This is a genomic window from Acidovorax sp. GW101-3H11 (assembly GCF_001633105.1).
Taxonomy (GTDB): domain Bacteria; phylum Pseudomonadota; class Gammaproteobacteria; order Burkholderiales; family Burkholderiaceae_C; genus Acidovorax.
Window position 1 is genome coordinate 1 of the sequence record NZ_LUKZ01000038.1, and the last position, 17,852, is coordinate 17,852.

Annotated in this window: 21 protein-coding genes and 1 pseudogene; all 22 read right to left on the reverse strand. The window is 64.7% G+C overall.

The features are described from left to right. Positions 1-196: pseudogene (locus A1D30_RS24215) on the reverse strand (hypothetical protein); the annotation flags it as partial. A 13-nt stretch (positions 197-209) separates the two neighbouring features. Beyond that, on the reverse strand, positions 210-2,228 hold the full coding sequence (locus tag A1D30_RS26600; RefSeq protein WP_063463288.1) for a hypothetical protein: 2,019 nt from the start codon (positions 2,226-2,228) through the stop codon (positions 210-212). 7 nt (positions 2,229-2,235) lie between these two features. Beyond that, the gene (locus A1D30_RS24225; protein ID WP_082836613.1) at positions 2,236-5,439 is read right to left on the reverse strand and encodes a tape measure protein; all 3,204 of its coding nucleotides are present in this window, start codon (positions 5,437-5,439) and stop codon (positions 2,236-2,238) included. Positions 5,440-5,522: 83 nt separating this feature from the next. Continuing rightward, complete coding sequence (locus A1D30_RS24240; RefSeq protein WP_063463292.1) at positions 5,523-6,278, reverse strand: hypothetical protein; 756 nt, start codon at positions 6,276-6,278, stop codon at positions 5,523-5,525. Between the two features lie 11 nt (positions 6,279-6,289). Next, on the reverse strand, positions 6,290-6,763 hold the full coding sequence (locus A1D30_RS24245; RefSeq protein WP_063463293.1) for a hypothetical protein: 474 nt from the start codon (positions 6,761-6,763) through the stop codon (positions 6,290-6,292). After that, positions 6,760-7,254 carry a DUF1320 domain-containing protein gene (locus A1D30_RS24250; protein ID WP_063463294.1) on the reverse strand — a complete coding sequence of 165 codons (495 nt, stop codon included), beginning with the start codon at positions 7,252-7,254 and terminating at the stop codon, positions 6,760-6,762. Before A1D30_RS24250 ends, A1D30_RS24245 begins: the two co-directional genes overlap by 4 nt. A 21-nt stretch (positions 7,255-7,275) precedes the next feature. Continuing rightward, entirely contained in the window at positions 7,276-7,650 is a 375-nt protein-coding gene (locus tag A1D30_RS24255) for a capsid cement protein (protein WP_063463295.1), read from the reverse strand. Between the two features lie 43 nt (positions 7,651-7,693). Next, positions 7,694-8,149 carry a hypothetical protein gene (locus tag A1D30_RS24260; protein WP_063463296.1) on the reverse strand — a complete coding sequence of 152 codons (456 nt, stop codon included), beginning with the start codon at positions 8,147-8,149 and terminating at the stop codon, positions 7,694-7,696. 97 nt (positions 8,150-8,246) lie between these two features. Beyond that, complete coding sequence (locus tag A1D30_RS24265) at positions 8,247-9,215, reverse strand: major capsid protein (protein WP_063463297.1); 969 nt, start codon at positions 9,213-9,215, stop codon at positions 8,247-8,249. 61 nt (positions 9,216-9,276) lie between these two features. Next, positions 9,277-10,332 (reverse strand): hypothetical protein, encoded by a 1,056-nt coding sequence (locus A1D30_RS24270; protein ID WP_063463298.1) that lies wholly within the window; start codon positions 10,330-10,332, stop codon positions 9,277-9,279. Positions 10,333-10,455: 123 nt separating this feature from the next. Further along, complete coding sequence (locus A1D30_RS24275; RefSeq protein ID WP_082836614.1) at positions 10,456-10,881, reverse strand: Mor transcription activator family protein; 426 nt, start codon at positions 10,879-10,881, stop codon at positions 10,456-10,458. After that, entirely contained in the window at positions 10,874-11,317 is a 444-nt protein-coding gene (locus A1D30_RS24280) for a regulatory protein GemA (protein ID WP_063463329.1), read from the reverse strand. The genes A1D30_RS24275 and A1D30_RS24280 overlap by 8 nt, the downstream gene beginning before the upstream one ends. A gap of 5 nt (positions 11,318-11,322) precedes the next feature. Beyond that, a complete protein-coding gene (locus tag A1D30_RS24285) occupies positions 11,323-11,568 on the reverse strand; it encodes a hypothetical protein (RefSeq protein WP_063463300.1) in 246 nt (81 codons plus the stop codon). Positions 11,569-11,888: 320 nt separating this feature from the next. After that, a complete protein-coding gene (locus A1D30_RS25755; RefSeq protein WP_131798542.1) occupies positions 11,889-12,158 on the reverse strand; it encodes a hypothetical protein in 270 nt (89 codons plus the stop codon). Continuing rightward, the gene (locus A1D30_RS25760) at positions 12,155-12,373 is read right to left on the reverse strand and encodes a hypothetical protein (RefSeq protein ID WP_131798543.1); all 219 of its coding nucleotides are present in this window, start codon (positions 12,371-12,373) and stop codon (positions 12,155-12,157) included. Before A1D30_RS25760 ends, A1D30_RS25755 begins: the two co-directional genes overlap by 4 nt. Continuing rightward, entirely contained in the window at positions 12,373-12,921 is a 549-nt protein-coding gene (locus A1D30_RS24290; RefSeq protein WP_063463301.1) for a hypothetical protein, read from the reverse strand. The genes A1D30_RS25760 and A1D30_RS24290 overlap by 1 nt, the downstream gene beginning before the upstream one ends. After that, entirely contained in the window at positions 12,918-13,529 is a 612-nt protein-coding gene (locus A1D30_RS24295) for a hypothetical protein (protein ID WP_063463330.1), read from the reverse strand. Before A1D30_RS24295 ends, A1D30_RS24290 begins: the two co-directional genes overlap by 4 nt. Further along, complete coding sequence (locus tag A1D30_RS24300) at positions 13,526-13,789, reverse strand: hypothetical protein (RefSeq protein WP_063463302.1); 264 nt, start codon at positions 13,787-13,789, stop codon at positions 13,526-13,528. Before A1D30_RS24300 ends, A1D30_RS24295 begins: the two co-directional genes overlap by 4 nt. Next, on the reverse strand, positions 13,786-13,941 hold the full coding sequence (locus A1D30_RS24305) for a hypothetical protein (protein ID WP_206779314.1): 156 nt from the start codon (positions 13,939-13,941) through the stop codon (positions 13,786-13,788). Before A1D30_RS24305 ends, A1D30_RS24300 begins: the two co-directional genes overlap by 4 nt. A gap of 30 nt (positions 13,942-13,971) precedes the next feature. Beyond that, positions 13,972-15,165, reverse strand: a complete 1,194-nt coding sequence (locus A1D30_RS24310) for an AAA family ATPase (RefSeq protein WP_063463304.1) — start codon at positions 15,163-15,165, stop codon at positions 13,972-13,974. Then, positions 15,162-16,940, reverse strand: coding sequence for a DDE-type integrase/transposase/recombinase (locus A1D30_RS24315; RefSeq protein WP_063463305.1), 1,779 nt, complete (start codon positions 16,938-16,940; stop codon positions 15,162-15,164). Before A1D30_RS24315 ends, A1D30_RS24310 begins: the two co-directional genes overlap by 4 nt. A 21-nt stretch (positions 16,941-16,961) precedes the next feature. After that, positions 16,962-17,843: a DUF3102 domain-containing protein gene (locus tag A1D30_RS24320; RefSeq protein WP_063463306.1), complete on the reverse strand. Its 882-nt coding sequence runs from the start codon at positions 17,841-17,843 to the stop codon at positions 16,962-16,964. Positions 17,844-17,852: the final 9 nt, after the last annotated feature.

Sequence of the window (17,852 nt, forward strand, 5' to 3'; positions counted from 1 at the left end):
CACGCAGGTTGACCTGCTTGGCCCCGTAGTTGACGGTGCCCAGGCCGCCGATGAAAGCGCCTGCGCCGTCGTCGGTGACAGTCTGGGCCACGACGATGCGGCCATCAGCAGTGCGGCCGGATTCCTGCGTCAGCGTACTTGAGCTGCCGACAGTGCTGGTGATGGTGAAGGGGCGCTCCACGTAGGTGATGGGCATGGGTGGTGTCTCCTCAAGAAACTTGCGGCCAGTTCACAAAGTCACTGCCGGTGCTGCCGCTGGTGGACTCGGGCTCGCGGTATTCGGGCACCGAGCGCGTCGTGTAGGTCACACCAGTGTTCTTGATGGCGTTGGTGTTCGTCACGCTGCCGCCGCTGGTGTTGGTGGTGGTGCGGGCCGTGGCCCACTCGATCTGCAGAGTGCCTGCAGCGGGCTGCTGAGCCAGGCTGAGCGTGATGTAGCCGCCTGCGTCGGGCGCGCCGGGGACGAGCATCTCCTTGACCACGACGTCGGTGTCGTAGGCCGTGCTGATCTCGTCGCCCGGGTCGGGCAGGTGCACGGTGCGCAGCAGCACGGTGCCGCTGGGGTAGTCCACAAGGCCGGTCGCATCGCCGCTGATGACGCCTGCGGCATTGGCCGTGGCGGTGCGCAGCACGCCCGCGCTGTACCAGGTGAACTCGGGGGAGCCAGGTACAACGCCCTCATGCTCAAGCGTCCAGCAGTACTCCGGCGCGCGGATGGCTGCACCCTGCGTGCTGCGATTGGTGTAGCCCACGCGCTCGCCCCACTGGACGATGAGCGCGCTGCCCACATCAGGCAGCACGGGCAGCGTCACGCTGCCGCTGCCCGTGCCATAGATGAGCAGGCCCACGCCGCTGCCGACGAAGACGCCTGCGCCATCGTCCTGCAGCTCGTACCAGGTGCCCAGCGCCATCCAGCTCACGGTGACCGTGCCTGGCTCGGGCAGCGGCTTGAGCATGAAGACGTAGTTGAAGCCCCGGTTCTCCTGGCCGATCTTGATGCGCTGGGTGTGCGCTGCGGCCGCGATCTCAACACGGCGCGGGGCGTCGGCCAGCACGATGGAGCGCGTGGCGGCTGGGCGCTGGTCCAGGGCCGAAGTCTCGGTGCGCGAGTTGGGCACGAGCTGGGTGTAGATGCTGTCCACCTTCACCACCGAATCACCGATGGCGGCGGCCAGCACCGTGGGAGCCGCGCCGTAGTATTCCGCCGCGTCGGCCACCGAGGTGTCGCGGATCATGGTCTTGAGTGGGTCGCGCCCGAAGCCCCGATCTGGTGGGCTACCGGGGAAGTCAAAGCGCAAGCTGTCGGACAGGTCCAGCTGGGTGACCGAGCCCAGGAAGTCCACAAACGCGCCGCCCGTGTTGTAGGTGAAAGTCCGAGTCTCTGTGGTGACCCTGGTGACCCGGATGTACTGGGCACGCTCGTCGGGCTGGCCCTCGTTGTAGATCAGCACCAGGGTGCGCCCAATGGGCGGCGTGGAGGTGCCCGGGCGGTGGAAGAGCTGGATGTTCTTCTGGCCCAGGACATGGTTCTCCAGCAGGTAGCCCGACCACTCGGACGCCTTGATCAGGTAGTTGGCTATTGAACTCGCGATCTCGGTGCGGCGGGCGAACAGGTTGCACTTCGCCAGGGTGACCGACACGTTGGGGTCGGTGGGCGGCATGGACAGGATGAAGTTCGCGCCCATGTAGGGCTCGGCGTTGTTCGTCATCACAGCCGCATGCACCTGCATGATGGACACGTTGCCACCGGCCCGGTCGGCCTCGGTGATGTCGCGGAAGATGTGGTTGCTGCCGCCGTAGGGGATGACGGTGCCGGTGGGGCCGCCGCCGCCCTCGGGCACGTCGTCCATCACGCGGGACGCGARCAGCTCGGGCGTGATCTCGCCGTCGAGCAGCTTCCAGACGGGCTGGGCACTGAAGCCGCCCTTGGCGTGGTCGAAGATGACCTGGTGCGTGGCTCCGCGCAGCACCAAGTCGAGCTGGATGCCTGGCAGCGCAGCCCATGCCTGCAGGGTGCTGCACAGTGCGCGGCTGATCCAGGCATTGGTGTCGGTGCCTTCAAGCGTGACTGGCTGGCCCGATTGCTTGACGGCCACGTCCACCAGCAGGCGGCCGGTGGTGCTGTAAGCGGTGACCTGCTCAACAGGGGACCAGTCGAACTCATCGGCCCAGTGGAGGCGGTCGCTCAGATATGCGGTGGTGCCGCTGTAGGTCAGTGTGATGCTCATGGGGGGGTTACCTGGCAGCAGTGCCCTTGGCGCGGGCGAGCTTGCGCAGCAGGTCCTCGCCCTTGGCCTGGCTTTCGGAGTCGGCGAAGCGCACAGGGATCTGGACGCCGTCGATGGTGATGTTGGAGACGTAGGTGGCTCCAGGCGCGCTGCTGCCGCTGGCGATGCCACTGCTGCGGCTGCTGCCACTTCCGTCTTCCGTATCGCTGTCACCACTGCCGTTGTCGGCTGGTTGCTGGGGGCGCAGCTGTGGCGTGCCGCGCCTTCTCTTCTCAAAGTCCAGCATCTCGCTGGCCCGGTGCTTGCCGGTGTCGTCAAACTTGTAAAACTCGACCATCTTGCCCAGCGCTTCAGACAACGTGCCCCACTTGCCAGCCCACTGCTTTTGCGCTTCGGTTGCGAGGTAAGGCACATCGCCGTTGCTATCGAGAAAGTCTTTCGAGAGCCGCTCGGCGAGCAACTCGTCCAGGCCAGCCTGCTTGAGGTAGTCAACAATTGAGGCCTGAGTCCAGATGAACTGCTGCTGGACGTTGCCCTTGGCGTCGGACGTGAAGCCGTCCTTGTTCCGGAAGCCCTCGCCGACTCGCTCTACCCCTTCGGCAAGTCGCTCCATTGCTGCAGCTTGGCTGTAGATCGCCCCCGTAGCGTTGTCAGTGGAAGCCTTCAAACTTCCCTGCACTTGCGCCAGGCTGCGCAGCTTGTTGGCCGCCACCTCGGCAATGTCACCCTCCATACGCTTGACCTCGGCGGCCTTTATTGCCGCTTCGATCTCCAGCTTCTTGGCCCCGTTGTACTGATCAGCCGCGATCAGCTCGGCCTTCTTGGCCTCTGCGCTGGCAATGGCAGCTTCAGCCTCTGCACGCTTGGCCTGGGCGGTCAGTTGCAGCAGCTGGATCTCCAGGCGCCGCATTTCGTTTTGCGCGGCGATTGCCGTGCGCTCATCTCCACGTGCCTTGGCGACCTCATAGATTGCACGCTGCTGCTCAATGGCGAGGCGCACGGCGGTTGATTGCACGTCGATCTCGACAGCCTGCATGTTGCGCTTGGCTTCGATGGCCTGGAGCTGGTCCTGGAGAGCGTCCCGATACACCAGGGCGGCTTTGCCCGCCTCCAGCTCAGCCCTGGCGAGTTCCTCGGTTGTGGCTCTGCCTGCGGCTTTGGCCGCGCGCACTTCTTCCAGCTTGGCTTTGGCGCGTTCATAGGCTTCACGCAACTCATTCACGCGGGCGCTGTTGTCTTTGTAGGCCTCGGCTTCGGCCTTGGCTTGCTCTGCGGCCAACCGACCCGCCTGGGCCTGCGCGACGGCCTTGTCCGCGTCCTGCTGACGCAGCCCGATCAGCTTTTCCAGATCAGCGATTTGCTTCTTCTTGGTGTCATCAATCACCGCCATCTGAGCCGTCTCGGCTTTCAGCGCCTTCAGCTCTTCCTGCATGGTGGCCAGCTCTGTCAGCTTGAGCCGGGCCAACTTTTCCTGCTCAGCGGCGGAGGTCGCGGCAGCACTGGCGACGGCCGCACGCTGTGCAGCCTCTGTGCCAAACGCTGTTGCCAGCGCAACGGTGGCCTTGCCTTCGGCGTCCCGAGCGATCAGGCTTTTTTCCTGCTCGGCAATCTGCTCACGGATGGACTCCTGCACCAGGCGGTAGCCGTTCTGCAGCTTGATGAAGTCGCTGACACCAGTGGCCGCTGCGGCACCTGCCTGCTGCGTCTTGGCGGCCAGGTCCTGTTGGGCCAGTGCTGTGATGGCGGCCTGGTCGCCGCTCGCCTTGATGGCGTTGCGCAGGGTCTCGTTGTGCTGGGCGGCTTTGAGGACCTTGTCCTTGGCTTCTTTCTCAATGTCTGCGAAAGCCTGCTTTATCCCAGAGAAATCTCGGTTCGCAAGCGCAGCGAGCACTGTCCCAATGCTCTTGCCCGCAGCCACCAAGCCTGCATCCAGGCCTACGATTGCGGCTTGCGCGACCTCGGCTCCGGTCTTCAGCGCCGTCAAGCCACCCGCATCACCGATGTTTGCTGCCATCTCGGTAAGCGAGTTCTTGATGTTGGTGATCTCCTGGCTCAGGGTCTGAGCCGAGGGCGCACCACCGTACAGCTCATTGAGGCCCTTGGAAAGGGCGGGGAACAGGTCGCTGGCGGCGATCTTTCCCTCTTCCACCAGCTTGATGAGGTCGGCGGTCGTGATGCCGAGGCCCTTGGCGGTAGCGTTGAGCGCACCCGGCAACGCCTCACCGAGCTGGCCGCGCAGTTCCTCCATCTGCACGATGCCCTTGCCTGCCATCTGCGCGAGGGCCTGCAGGGCCAGGGAAGTTTCTGCGCTGCTCTTACCTGCCTTGCCCATGGCGGTGGCCACCGCTTCGAACACCTGGCGTGTGGGCTCTCCCTCTACTGCGGTGCCCTTGGTTGCCGCTGAGAGACTCAAGAAAGCCTTGCCAACCTCGGTGACGTCTGCCCCGATGCGGATGGCGACCTGGCGGACAAACTCCAGCTCTTTCCCTGCCTTGGTGGCATCCCCAGTGACGGCCGTCAGACCGCTGCGCAGCTGCTCCATCTGCGCAGCAGCGGTGACCAACTCCCTGAACGTGAAGGCGGCGCCCAATGCGCCTGCCATCTGCCCCAGCAATTGAGACAGGTTTCCCACACGGCTGCTGAGCTGGTCGGTGGCGCCAACGGCTGACCGATGGGCGGCACCCATCTCCCGGGTGCGCTGCGCGGCCTGGTCGGCCGCAGCCGCTTCAACGCGAAGTGCGCGGGTGTAGTTTTCTGCGGCCTGCAGTTCTCGGGTGTGGGCTGCATTCAGCGGTCCGAACGCGGCCAGCTCTTCACGGCGCGCTGCGGTCGCCTGCAGGGTAGCGGTGGCCTCAGCACGCTTGGCACTCGCAACCAGGCCAAGCTGGTCGGCTTCGATTTGGGCCAGGGCATTACTGGCGCGGGTAACTGCGGCTTCATCACCCTTGGCCAGAGCCGCTTGCAGACGAGCCTGCTGCTCAGCCCGGCTGGCTGCTAAGTGCTGCCGCTTCAGCTCAATTTCGCTCTGCGCTACCTGCAGTCCAGCCTTGATGGCGGCAGTTCCGGCATCAAGCGCGGCAGTCAGTTCATCCGCCTGGGCAGCCGCCCCTGCGACCGAGTCCCCCAACTTGGAAGCGCTTCCCCCGACATTGTTCAGAGCTTCGCTGGCTTGGTCTCTGCCTTGAATGACAACTTCTACAGGTTGGACCATAGGGGGAATGCTTTAAAGACAAAAATATGGGCCGCATGCCGCCTGGTGTTGCGGCAGGCGGCCCTGTTCTGGGGCGAGGGTGGTTAGACGTGAATCGTCCGCATGTAGCGGCTGATACCAATGCCTACCTTGGAAGGGTCTTGCAGCAGCTCGCCTTCAACATCGAGGGCGCCGAAGCCCTTCTTGACAATCGACAACTGCTTGGTCACCCCCTGGCTCACGCGCCACATGTCCATCACCACGGGGCGACCGCTATCGGCTTCATTCAGACCGGCGAAGCGGATTTGCAGCTCCGGGGCTTTGGCGGTCAGGGCTTCGATCACCACCTGGTCGGCATAGCTGTAGCTGTAGGTGATAGCGTCAGCATCAGCCAGGCCAGCGGCATCTGCGCGCACCCAGATGCCCTCGGGAAGGAGGTCGTAGTTGCCTGCGGAGGCAATCACGTCGGTGCCTTTCTTCAGCACCAGGTTCGTGACATTGATGTGCGGCAATGGGATCAGGGCGCCACGGCGCACAACGCCTGGCACATCAGCTACCGTGCCCGCATCCTCTGGACTCACCGTGCCCAGCAGCGAGCGCGCCATGTTTACGATGTTCAGGTCAGCAATCTTGGCCTTGAACTTCACGCCTGTGACGCGGCGAATCTCGGCGTGCGTGCCACCGCCCAAAACGGTCATGTCCGCTTGTTTTTCGACTTCCTCCGTCTGCTCTGTGCTGGCCTCCAACACGTTGCCGATGGGTTCCAGCAGACTGCCGCCGCTTGCGAACGGTGCGACGTAGAACTTGCCCACGAGCCCGCTGGGAGCGTAGGTGCGCTTGGTGATTTCGATGGCTGCCATGTGGGCTCCTGTTACGGTTGCTTCTTGCGGAAAATGGTCTCGACCTTGAAGGCCGAGGGGATGTACTGAAATCCTGCGGAGTACCTGGCCCCCGGGGGGGTTGCCATGGCGAGCGCCGTTGTTGCTCCCTGGACACTGGCCCCAAGGAAGACCTCAGCGACCCGACCCAGCAACAGGCCTGCGTCTTGGCGAGCTGCTGCCCCACTGCGGGCCTTTGCCACGTTGCGGACGGCGGCTACAGCCAGCCATGTGTGCTCAAGCTTCACGGTCATGCCGAGGTCTTCAACGACCCGGTAACCGCCATAGACGATGTGAACTGCTGGCGTGTGCTGGGCGTTTTCAGACACACCGGACAGGTCAGAAGCCGTCAGTACGTGCACAGCCGGACTCATGCCCTCCACGGCGCTGCGCGCCAGCTCCACCAGGCGCGGCTCCAACGCCATGAAGTTGTTGCTCTGCTCAACGGTTTGGCCGCTGGTGCTCATGCAAAACCCCTCAACGTCTCGCCGGTGATCTGGCGCGGGGAGAAGCCGTAGTGCACCTCAGCATCACCCGGAGCGTCGCCAGCAACCAAGGTGCCTGGGGCGCCACCCCATGGGCAAGACAACACCGCCTTGCCCTCGGCAATCTGCAGCAGCTCACGCTCGGCGGCCTTGTATCGCAGGTAGACCTCGTGCTCGGGGGCCAGGTCGCTGTGCAGGTAGTAGCGCGCCACATCACACACGACGCGCGTGATTTGAGGCGGCGCCACCAGCTCCACCGCGCCTGGGTTGCCAGGAACAGGTGCAGGCTTGGTGCAGCCGGTCAACGGCAGCCGGTACACACGGCCGATGAAGCTGTCGGCGAATGCCTGGGCATCCTCCAGTGCTCGCTCGGCCTTGGGCGCACTCACGGCCTGCAGGTCCGGGTCGGTGAGCTGGACAAGCTCCGGCTCACCGAAGCGGTTGACCATGTCCTGCACAGTGGCGTAGTTCATTGACTGCTGCGCCTAGGCTTATCAGGCGTGCACGTGCTTGTAGAGCTGCACTTCGAACAGCTGGCCAGCCTGGGTGGCGGCGCCCAGCGCTCGCCCGCAGTGGTCGGCGGCCGTGCCGGTGACGGCTTTGCCGTCAGTGCCCACCTTGACATACACGCCGAAGGCGATGGGAGCCTCCGCTTCGACCAGAGCGCTGTAACCGGTGGTCAGGCTGACGGCCTCACCCACTTCAGCGGCGTTTTCTGTGACGCCTTGGCAGTCCTTGGCACCCCCAGCGATGGATGGGTAGCCGCCGTCATAGGCGGCAAAACGGTTCGCGGCCAGTGCGGCGATTGCCACGATGGTCACCGAATGCTGCTTGTCGAACTGGCGGCCCGTGTTGTTTTGCGATGGCATGTTGAATGGCTCCGGGAGTTAGGGAGGTGGCGGTGTCCAGCGCTTACTTGCGCGGGGGCGTTTTTGCTGCGGCCTTGGCCTGTGCCGCTTGCTTTGCAACGGGGGCCGTAGGGCTCGAAGGCGGGGGCGCGGTAGTTGAGCTGGAAGACGGCGCTGAATCCGCCGACGTGGTGGTCGAACTGGAAGGCGGCGCTGAATCCACCGACGAGGAACTGGCGGACTGGCCTGAAGCTGCCGCGTTGCTGCTTTCGCTGATGGACGCATGCGCTTGGAGTGCGCGCTCGCGTGCTGCCTGGAACTCGGCGCCGGTCTCGGCCGCCGCGCGCTCTTCGGCCTTGGCAAGGGCTGCTTTGTCGGCAGGGTTTTCTGCCGCGCCCGACTGCAGCAGCTCGCGCTCGTCGTGTTTTCCCAGATCGGGCAGTTCCTCGCCTGGTTGAATGACGGTGCGCACACCTCCCACCATCACTGCGGTGGCCACAAGGGCGATCAATTTGCTCATGGGTGAATTCCTCGGGTATGAAGGGCCCGGCGGCACGGCGGCCGCCGGGGGTTCTCGCTCACTAGAAGTGGGGCTGCATAGCAGCCCCTGCGGCGGGTTATTTCGGGTTGGTGAACAGGAATGCGGCGGTGTTGTAGGCCACATTGGGGCGGCGTTCGTAGGTGGCGCCGTAGATCCAGGACTTGGAGCCGTCCTGGGCAAAGTACGGGGTCTCGGCGAACGGGTGACCTTCGATCACGTTGGTGAAGCCGAAAGCGGGCTGCGCCAAGCTGATATCTGCGCTGCCTCCGCCGCCGATGGTGGGAACGTAGGCCAGGATGGCGTTGTTGCCCCACACATCGCGGCCCGTGTCGGTTTCATCAATCCACACGGCGTCGCCCACCACGATCTCATCCACCTCCAGAATGGTTTTGAGCTGCTCATGGGTGGCCGGACCCATTTGGGTGGAAGGCAGATAGGAGCGCACTTCGGCATTGGTAACCAGCGCGCTCTTTGCGTCGGCCGACAGCGTCAGCTTGTTGGGTCGCTTGCCGATCTTCTTGCGGATCACGTCGCTTGCGGCACGGATGTCGGTGACCGGTGTGCCGGTAGCAGCGCTCCACTTGGTGGCGCCCGCCAAAGCCAGCACATGACCTGCGGCGAAGGTACCTGGAGTGGTTGCCAGCGTGGCCACGTCGATCTCGTAGTCCAGCGCCAGAATGTCGTTCGCCGTGGCCATGGCGATGCGGCTTACATCCAGGTAATTGCCCACGTTGAGGCGGCGGCTTTCGTCAGCCTCGCGCAACAGCTCGCGAGGGATGGGCACGTCAACCGCGTACTGCTCGACCGAATAGGTCTTGCCTTCGTACTTGATGTTGACGCGCTTGGTGGGGCCGCCAGGCGCGCGGCGCAGGTTGTAGCGGCGCAGGCGCTCGTCACCCAGCTGGGCCAGCGTCACGCTGGAAAGAGCTTGCGGCAAGCGCGGGAAAAGCTTTTCAGCAATGTGGGTGCCCTGGCCCAGGCCCAGCAGCAGGCTGGTCAGGATAGGGTTCTGTTTCAGCCGAATGTCGGCGGGGGTCATGGCCATGGTGGTCAGTTCCTGGTTGGGTGGTGGCGAAGTGGTGCTTTGGGGTGCTTGGCTCGGCGGATCAGCTCGTGAACGAAGTGGTGACCGCCGTCAGCGCTTCGGAGTAGTTCACCTTGTGCTGTTGCATGTAGTCCTTGGCGGCCTTGTCGATCTCGGCGTCGCTCTTGCCCTTGGCTGCGCCGACTTGCGCCTGGTTGACCCCATTGCCACCGGCAAACTCGCCGAAGCTCACAACGGGCGTAGCGCTGCTGAACAGGTCTTGGAACCACTGCGCGGGGCTGACCTTGCGGGTGGTGTCTCCTTCGGAGAACTCCACCGGCTGGGCATCGGCCAGCGCTTCCAGCGTGGCTACAGCCATGGCCTTGTCCTTGGGCAGCAGGCGGCCAGCTGTCACCTGGGCTTCTGCGAACGAAACGAAACCGGCCTTGCGGTCCGCGCGGGCCTTCTCGGCAAACGATGCGGACTCGGCGCGGGCGGCGTCTTCCTTCTTCTTCGCCTCGGCCGCATCGGCTTCAGCCTTCTCGCGGGCAGTTTTTTCAGCGGCGAGTTTCTTGTTGGCTTCGTCCAGCTGGGCTTGCAGTGCTGTGCTCATGTCGTCGGGCTCCTGTGTTGACGGTTCGGCGGATACGGGTTCGGAAAATGAGACGGCGCCGCCTGCGTCGTCTTCTGAAAACTGGATGTCTTTGAGGCCAGCAATGGCGGGGGGCTGCGCACCCAGGAACGCCACATGGCGCAAGTACCACTTGCCGGGCGTCGGGTTGTTTGGAGCCTGGGGCGGGTAGAACGAGGCGCTGCGCTTGGGGAAGCGCTTGGCCGCAACCATCTCGGCAAACTGCGGCTCCACGTTGTGGGGAGTGATGGCCAGCACACCATCGGCGTTGCGGGCAAGTGCCTTGACCCAGCCATAGGCCGGGAGGTTGTCTTTGGGGTGGCCCACGGTGAGCGGGGCTTCGCGCAGCGCCGGGTTGTAGCTGGCGGCCATGCCGTCCACATCGGCATCGCTGAAGTTGTGCGCCACGCCCTGATCGTCGATATGGCGACCTGGTCGGAAGATCTCGATGCCGTCAGGGAGAGTGGCGGCTTGAGCTGGTGTGGTGGTGGGCTTCTTGGAAGGCATGGACCGCACTGTCGTGCGGTATGGCCTGGCGCGCTAAATAGAGCACTCCACAGATTTGCAGCAAACAAAAGGCCCCGCGCGCGCGAGGCGGGCGGGGCCTGGTGGGTAGCCTGGGGCTTAGGCTCAGTCTAGCTGCAGCTGCCCCTGGCGCAGTGCCATCTGCTGCTTGCGCCACTCGGATTCGATTTGCCGAACACGGGACTCGGTCAGCCCCGTGGTGTCTGCCACCTGGCGGTAGCCTTGGCCCTGCTTGAGTAATTCAACAACGCGGCGTGCACGTGCGCTGCTCATCACCTCGGCGCCGACCGGAATATAGGGCTGCGTGCCACCCAGGTCCTGGGCAATTCCCAAAGTCAATGCGATGGCGAGGCTGGCAAGGGATGCCGTCTCGACAGTCTCAGCGCCAGGCGCTGAAACCAGCGTCACATAGTGGCTTGTGGCCAGCTCGCGCCAGGTGTCGGGCCAGCCGGGAGGGATCAGCGCTTCCAGCGGCTGGATCTGTGCGGGCGGCATAGCCGCAATGTCCATGCGTTCGAACATATCAACCATGAGGGCCTCCGCGTTGCAGCCAAGCCTTGAGCGCTTCGATCAAGGCGTCCAGTTGGGCCTGGTTGGCGAAGCGCAAGGCGCTCACGTGGACCGTGCGCTCCACCCAGGCATTCAGTGCAGTGGCGCTGGTGTTGTGCACCAAGCCATCGCGCCCCAGTTGGTTCCACAGCGCCCACACCTTGCGTTCGCGTGGGCTGGCTTCGGCCTTGGCTGCCGCGAAGCTGCGCGGCGCGGCGGAGCGGCGTGGCACGGCCTTCACAACGCCCATGCGCTCGCCGAGGCCTTGCATGTGGTCGCGCACCTTCTGGCGCTCGCGATCGCTCATTTCCTTGGTGCTGGTCTTTTGCGTGAGGCCCCTGAGCAGCGCGCGGTAGTCGTCATCCGACAGCTGGAGCTTGGACTTGAGGACGTGGATGGCAGCGATGTGGTTTGCCATGGCGATCACCCGAGGATCAGGGGGCCAAGCCACCAGTTCCACAGCCCGAGCAGGCTGCAAGCCAGGAACACCCACTGCTGCACATGCAAAGGCCACTGGCGCTGCCAGGCGCTCACCGTGAGCCAGCCGATATTGCTGACCAGGAAAGCACCGAAGCCCCAACCTGGATAGGCGGGCATGGCCAGCAGCAGTGCGCCCAGCATGCCGAAGGCTGCGGCCAGGCTGGAGAGGAAAAAGGCGGCGACGTTCATGGTTTTTATCCTGCTGCGTTTAGGGGCCTCGACGCTGGTTTGGCGCCACTGCCCCGAAGAATTGTTTTGGGACGATTTGGGACGGGTTTCAACCCTTTCCCGATGCCTTCGATGTGTTCAAAAGAACCGGTGTTGTCGGACACCGGAAACCGGGTATCGCCGCGCCAGCCCCTTTCGGGGTGGAGGCCGTGGTGATGGAAGGGGACATCAACACGGTGGCGCTCGGCACCTGCGGTAGTTGCGGCCTGTGGAATCACCGTGGCACCCACCGCTTGCCACACCGGCCTGTCGCGCCCCAAGGCGGCCGGTTGCGCGTTTGGTCAGATGCCTGCTTGCTTCATCGCCCGGCGTTTGTCATTCGCGGCCTGGTCTTGCTCACGACCCAAGACGACCATCCCGGTATGCAAGCGCGGCGCCAGTGGCACCAGGCGCTTGCCATTCCTGTCCATGGCCATGTCGCGCAGCTGAGACCCCGGCAGCAGGTTGGGCGCGCGGCCCACGTTGTGCGGACGAGGCGTTGCGCTCGGTGCATCGGTGCCACGTGGGCGGACGGATTGAAAGGCGTTGAGAACAGGTTCTTGCATGCTCATGCTGCACCGCCCTTCTGGAGAGGCTGGTGCTGGTTGCAAACGGCCTGCACCGTTGTGCCAAACCCACCCTTGTTGCAGCGCCATGGATAGACGTCGTTGTAGGCACCGGTCCGTGGGGCCTGCTCGCCATGGCTGCAATTGCGGCAGCACGGGCGCTGCATGGCCGTCTGGTAGCCCATGGAGGCCTTCGCCCGGTCGATAGGGGTGGTCCGCATCACGCACCCTCTGCTTGGGCTTCTTTGATGGCCGCATTGATGACCGAGGTGACAGCCTTCTCGATGGTGCTGTCCACGCTCTTGATCAGGGGCTGATCGCCGTCTCCCTCCAGGCGCACGCCAATGCGGCGGCGCAGGTCGGGGGAAAGCTGGCGGATGGCGCTGGCCACCGGCTTCTTGGTAACTGTGACAAGCAGCTCGACCTGGTCGGCCGGGATATCGCCTGCGGCGGCCAGGGCGGCGATGCGCTCGCACACCTTGTCGTCGTCTGCCCACTCCAGCGAGCCTTGGGACGCCTGCATGCCGAACTTGATGCCCTCCACGACGTAGGTTCGGGGTTTCTCGAAAAGCTCGGGGTGGGCGTTGATGGCCGCCACGAGTTCGTTGTGCTCACGGGCGACCTGGCGGGCCACGCGCTTGATCTCGGCCATGGAGCCGTTCTTCACGGTGTCCAGGTTGCCCTGCAGCGTGAGGAACAGGGTGGACAGGCGGTCGCGGCACTCACTGAGGGCGGTTGCGCGCTTCTGGATGTCTTGGAGGGTTGTCATTGTTTGCCTTTCTTGAGTTCTTCAATGCGTGCACGAATTTCTGAGGGGATAGGCGCAGCGGCGCGCTCCCGCTTCTCGATGTCGGCAAGTGCTGGGTCCTTTCCACCCACGGCCACATCAAAGGCCGTGCTGATGTCCAAGGACTGGCCGCGCACCTGGACGGTGTCGCGCTGGGGGCGGACGCGGTGATCCTGCTCACGCTGCTGCTCTGCCTGGGCCTCGTGCTTGTCGGCCATGCTGGCGAGCACCGCGTAGAGGTAGCCATGGCCCTTCATCGGCAGCTCCAGGCGCCCACCATCGCGGGCGGCCAGCATCTGGTCGATGGCCTGGGCCCAGGCGGGCAGCGGCACCCCCCAGTCGCGACCCTTGTGGGTGATTGCCTGGCGCTCCAAGTCGGGCAGCAGCTGCAGGATCAACTTGATCTTTTTGGCGGCAGTCAGCCGCTGCTTGGGCGGGCAGAAGAGCGCGATGTACTGCAGCACCCGGGCGCCCAGCGGAATGCTGACGTCCGCGAGCCGCGCCAGAGCGCGCTGGTCATGCTCGTGGCAGAACAGCACGGCCAGGTCCAGCTCGGTGCCGCAGACGGGGCAGGACAGGTCTGCACTCACAGCGGCCACCCTCTCGCCTGCAAGACCCCGGCAATGAAGCCGATCAAGCCCGCCACGGCCAGGCACCCGGCAACGTCGAGCACCAGGCGCTGCCAGCCTGCGAGGCGCTTGTGGCTGCGGCGGGGGCAGTCGATGGCGCCAGGGGCGAAGTAATAGCCGCCAGGCGGAAGTGTCTCCGTGTCGTGGTGGCAGGTGCAGCCCTGGTCTTTGCGGCCGTGGCATACACCCAGCTCGTGGCAGGAGCGGCGGGTGCGGTTCATGCTGCCCCCTTGAGCGAGCCGCGCAGCAGCACAGTGGAGAGGCGACGCACGCTGATCTTGGTCGCATCAGGAAACAAGCCAGCTGCGCGCAAGGCAGCTGCTGCGCCATGCTGATAGAGGCCCACGTGCACTCCTTGGCTGGCGTCGGTCATGGTGATGGTGATGTGGTAGCTGTGCATGGCTCAGCAGCTCCCGATGACCTGGGCGTCTACCTGGGGCCAGCCAGCGCGGGCGGCAGCGTTCATGGCGCGGCAGACCAGGTTGTTGACCACCAGGGGGTAGCACTCGCTGCGGGCGTCGGTGGGCTTGCCACCGCGCGGGATGTGCACCAGGCGGGCGCGGATGGCGTCGGCCGCGTCGGGGGCGAAGACGTCCTCATACTTGAGGTCGAACCGGGCGAACTTGTGGCGGAGGTAGTTCTCCAGCTCGGCGTCCAGCGGCTCCAGCTCCACGATCTCGCAGCGCTGGGCCACCTCGCGCACTTCGGCGTTCTGGCTGGAGAGGCGGTCGCGCAGCTCGGGCTGGCCGATCAGGGCCACGCCGACCAGGCGCTGCATGCCGTCCTTGAGTTCGATAAAGCGCTTGAGGTGCTTGAGCGTGGCGCTGGGCAGGCAATGGGCCTCTTCAATCACCAGCAGGTGGCGTCGGCCTGCGCGGCGGCTGGACTTGAGCAGCTCGTGGACCTGGCGGAAGCGTGCCTCTGGGCTGCTCTTGACCTTGAGCTGGGGGTCCAGCGCTGCGGCGATGGCTTCGGCGATGTGGCTGGACTTGAGCGTTTTGCCCTTCTGGTCGTTGGCCTCCATGGCCAGGACATAGGGGCGGATGATCACGATGTCGCGCTTGTCGGCCTTGATGCGCTCCTCCAGGTCTTCGGCCAGCGTGGTCTTGCCCGCGCCGCTCTCGCCCACCACAGCCACGAAGCCGTGGTGCTGGGCGCAGTCGGTGAGCGTGGCGCGCACGTAGCGCACGCTGCTGGTCTGGTGCACGTCGTCTGGGCTCTGCACATCGTCCAGAAACGGGTTACGCGGCAGGCTGAAGTGCTTGCGGGCATCAGGGGACAGAGATTCGTTTTGCAGTAGCATGGTTTCCTCCTCGGGGGTTTCGGTTGGTTTCGGGACTTCAGGGGCGGCCCCGTCGAGGTACGAACTCGCCGGGGCCAACTTCTTTGCGGGCGTAAAAAGCGCCAGCAACTGGGCAGGAGTTGCGCCGTGCTTGCGCAGGCACTTCTCCAGGGATTTGCGGGCCGTGGTCTCGCCACGGGCAGGCCACACGCCGTGCACTACCAGGCGGCTCAGCGCCGAGCGGCTGAGGCCGCTGTCGCGCCGGACCTGTGCCTGGCTGACGCCCAGAGCGTCGAACAAGGAAGCCAAGCTCATGACGCACCCCCTGCCACCACACGCAGGCCGCTGCGCACGGTCAGGCGGGCATGCAGTGCGTCCAGCTCGCCCTCGGGTACGCCTTCGGGGTACCAGGCGCGCAGGTTGGCGGTGATCTCGCGGGTCATCTCCAAGCCCCTGCGGCGCAACTCGGCGGCGGCTTCAAAGCCGTTCAGCACGCGCTCGGTGGCTGCAGTGCGGGTGGTTGTGACCGCTGGCGCCAGGTCGGTGCCACGGCGTGGCATGAAGGTGCGCTCGGGCGCCTGGTCGATGACCTTGCCCGGGTCGATACGGCCGCCGAAGGGCACGGCCTTGGCCTTGCGTTTGGCTTCGACCTCGGCGTCGGTTGTGGCGTCGTAGGCGAAGCGATCCACCTCCTTGCGGTTGGCTTCCAGCTGGGTGTCGGCTGGGCGCTTCCAGTCTTCTCCGATCACGTTTGCATCGGTGCGGAAACCGGCCTCGTCGCGAACGACCAGAGGGATGCTGTGCAGGACTTCGTTACCGTCGGCATCGGTATCCACCACCATGGCGGCGTCCAGCACCCAGGGGTTTAGCGTGATGTGCAGCTTCTCGCCCACCATCACGTTTGGTACGCCACGCACATCGAACTCCCGCCCCTTGTAGGAGACAGTCAAGAAGTCCGTCACCTTGCGGGTCTCGGGCGACTCGGTGAGCAGTGCCTGGCAGATTTCGACCGGTGGCGCCACGCGCAGTTGATCAGCGGTGATGGTCATCCACGCTTCGGAGCGGGTCTTGCCATGGCGGCTGTGCGCCTTGGTCGCGTTGAACCAGCGGGCCCAGCGCTGGGCCTGTGCGTTGAGTTCGGCCAGGTCGCGCACCGGGCGCAGGCGCAGGCCGCTTTCGAAGCTGCGTTCGATCAGATCGCGGGTTTTCTCGACCTGGCCGGTCGCACGGGCGTTGCCCGGTGCGTGGGCGATTGTCTTGACCTGAAGACGCCGGGCCAGGTTGGTGAACAGGCCGCTGGTGTTGGCGCTGCCCATGTCCATCATCAGCACGAAGGGCACGCCGTGGAACGGGTCGCCCTCGCGCTTCTGGATGGCGTTGATGAAGCAGTCGGCCAGGTTGGTGCCGCTCTCCGCGCCCATCACGTACTGCAGATAGACGCTGCTGCTGTGGTGGCAGGTGATTTCGTAGGACCAGACGCGGTCGGCCTCAATACGCTTGAGGTTGGCGGGCTTGTTCTTGTAGAACTTGTCCCGCTCCATCACCTGCAGGCCGCTCTCGGCCTCGGTGCGGGCATTCAGGTAGTACAGGACGCACAGGCTGGCATCGACCTGCCAGACATGGTTCGGGTGCAGGCTCTTGAGTTCCACGGCGGGCGTGGGTCGGTTGAGCTGGTCGGGATGCAGGTTGTAGTGGCGCAGTGCGCGGGCAATGGCGCTATCGCTGAGCGGGACCAGCTCGCCGGTGGCGGGGTCGGAACGCTCGGCACGCACCTCGCGGTTGGCGCGCATCACTTCCACAGCCTGGCCGATGGACATCAGGCGCTTGTTGGACTTGCGGTGGCTGGTCATGAGTGCAGCGCTGATGGCCACTGCTTCATCGCGGGTCAGCGACACATCGCCTGCATCGCTGCGCTTCTTGCGTTCTGGTTTCACGGTGATTTTTCCAAGATGGCGGTGCAAGGTGGCGGTGCTCATTCCCAGCTCGGCGCAGGCCGCCGCATAGATGGCCTGCTTGCCGCCGCGTGGCGCCGCCTGTGCAGCCTGGAGCACTTGCGCCAGGCGGCCGACGATCACGGGGTTGAGCGACATGGGTTGGTGGTCTCCGCGCGCTTACTTGGCCCACTGATCCACTTCTGCGGCCAGGGCTGCGTCAGCAGCGTTGGACACATCGGGCAGGTTGAACTCCTCGCGCAGGGCGGCCAGTTCGGCTTGCAGCTGGCCGACAAGGCCTGCCATGAACACGTCCAGGTCGCGAACCTCCAGTCCGTTCTCTACGCTGAGTGCCGCAAGGGCGGCGCGCACTCCGCCGCGAATGGCTCCGAGGGCGTCATGGGCTATGGCCGTAGCCTCTTTCATCAGGCTCTGGCGCTGCTCGTCGGGGGGCAGCTTCTCGATACGCTTGACCTGGGCGCGCAGCTTGTCCATTGCGGTGTTCTTGTCTGCAAGCACCTTTTCGACTGCGCCCTTTTCCTCCCGAGCCTCGCGCAGCGCTGCGCGCAATTCGCTGGCGCTCATCTTTTCGACGTCGTCCATCTCAGCCAGGTTTTCCAGCACATCGTCGTCGTGGGTGACCAGCTCCAGGAATGCGCTAGCGCTTTTGACCTGGGTGCTCAAAACGGCCAAATTGGCCGATTTGGAAGTTTTGACAGCGGCCTGCATGAAACGCCGCGCGGTGCGGTCGCTGAAGCCGAGCATTTCGACGCGCTGAGAAAACTCGCCGTGCGGCGTCAGTTCCTTGAGCACCAGCAAGCGCTTGCCTGTCTCTAGGATGGCCTCCACCGTGCGGCGCTGATAGAAGCGGATTTCATCCTCTAGAGCGCCCACGGTGACGGCGCCCTGGTAGCCAATTTTCTGGGCCATGGCCACAGCGTGGGCGTTGGCTTCTATGCTCATCACGGCCAACTGATTGGCCGCATCCATGGTCTGGCCAATGGCGATGGCATCGGCGATGACTTCTTTGCTTGCGGGGGCTGGTGTTGTGTTGCGTGCCATGGATATCTC

Bases quoted from the DNA above. Each gene is read 5' to 3' on its own strand.
- A1D30_RS24225 (WP_082836613.1), bottom strand. From the start codon at position 5,439: ATGGTCCAACCTGTAGAAGTTGTCATTCAAGGCAGAGACCAAGCCAGC.
- A1D30_RS24240 (WP_063463292.1), bottom strand. From the start codon at position 6,278: ATGGCAGCCATCGAAATCACCAAGCGCACCTACGCTCCCAGCGGGCTC.
- A1D30_RS24245 (WP_063463293.1), bottom strand. From the start codon at position 6,763: ATGAGCACCAGCGGCCAAACCGTTGAGCAGAGCAACAACTTCATGGCG.
- A1D30_RS24250 (WP_063463294.1), bottom strand. From the start codon at position 7,254: ATGAACTACGCCACTGTGCAGGACATGGTCAACCGCTTCGGTGAGCCG.
- A1D30_RS24255 (WP_063463295.1), bottom strand. From the start codon at position 7,650: ATGCCATCGCAAAACAACACGGGCCGCCAGTTCGACAAGCAGCATTCG.
- A1D30_RS24260 (WP_063463296.1), bottom strand. From the start codon at position 8,149: ATGAGCAAATTGATCGCCCTTGTGGCCACCGCAGTGATGGTGGGAGGT.
- A1D30_RS24265 (WP_063463297.1), bottom strand. From the start codon at position 9,215: ATGGCCATGACCCCCGCCGACATTCGGCTGAAACAGAACCCTATCCTG.
- A1D30_RS24270 (WP_063463298.1), bottom strand. From the start codon at position 10,332: ATGCCTTCCAAGAAGCCCACCACCACACCAGCTCAAGCCGCCACTCTC.
- A1D30_RS24275 (WP_082836614.1), bottom strand. From the start codon at position 10,881: ATGGTTGATATGTTCGAACGCATGGACATTGCGGCTATGCCGCCCGCA.
- A1D30_RS24280 (WP_063463329.1), bottom strand. From the start codon at position 11,317: ATGGCAAACCACATCGCTGCCATCCACGTCCTCAAGTCCAAGCTCCAG.
- A1D30_RS24285 (WP_063463300.1), bottom strand. From the start codon at position 11,568: ATGAACGTCGCCGCCTTTTTCCTCTCCAGCCTGGCCGCAGCCTTCGGC.
- A1D30_RS25755 (WP_131798542.1), bottom strand. From the start codon at position 12,158: ATGAGCATGCAAGAACCTGTTCTCAACGCCTTTCAATCCGTCCGCCCA.
- A1D30_RS25760 (WP_131798543.1), bottom strand. From the start codon at position 12,373: ATGCGGACCACCCCTATCGACCGGGCGAAGGCCTCCATGGGCTACCAG.
- A1D30_RS24290 (WP_063463301.1), bottom strand. From the start codon at position 12,921: ATGACAACCCTCCAAGACATCCAGAAGCGCGCAACCGCCCTCAGTGAG.
- A1D30_RS24300 (WP_063463302.1), bottom strand. From the start codon at position 13,789: ATGAACCGCACCCGCCGCTCCTGCCACGAGCTGGGTGTATGCCACGGC.
- A1D30_RS24305 (WP_206779314.1), bottom strand. From the start codon at position 13,941: ATGACCGACGCCAGCCAAGGAGTGCACGTGGGCCTCTATCAGCATGGC.
- A1D30_RS24310 (WP_063463304.1), bottom strand. From the start codon at position 15,165: ATGAGCTTGGCTTCCTTGTTCGACGCTCTGGGCGTCAGCCAGGCACAG.
- A1D30_RS24315 (WP_063463305.1), bottom strand. From the start codon at position 16,940: ATGTCGCTCAACCCCGTGATCGTCGGCCGCCTGGCGCAAGTGCTCCAG.
- A1D30_RS24320 (WP_063463306.1), bottom strand. From the start codon at position 17,843: ATGGCACGCAACACAACACCAGCCCCCGCAAGCAAAGAAGTCATCGCC.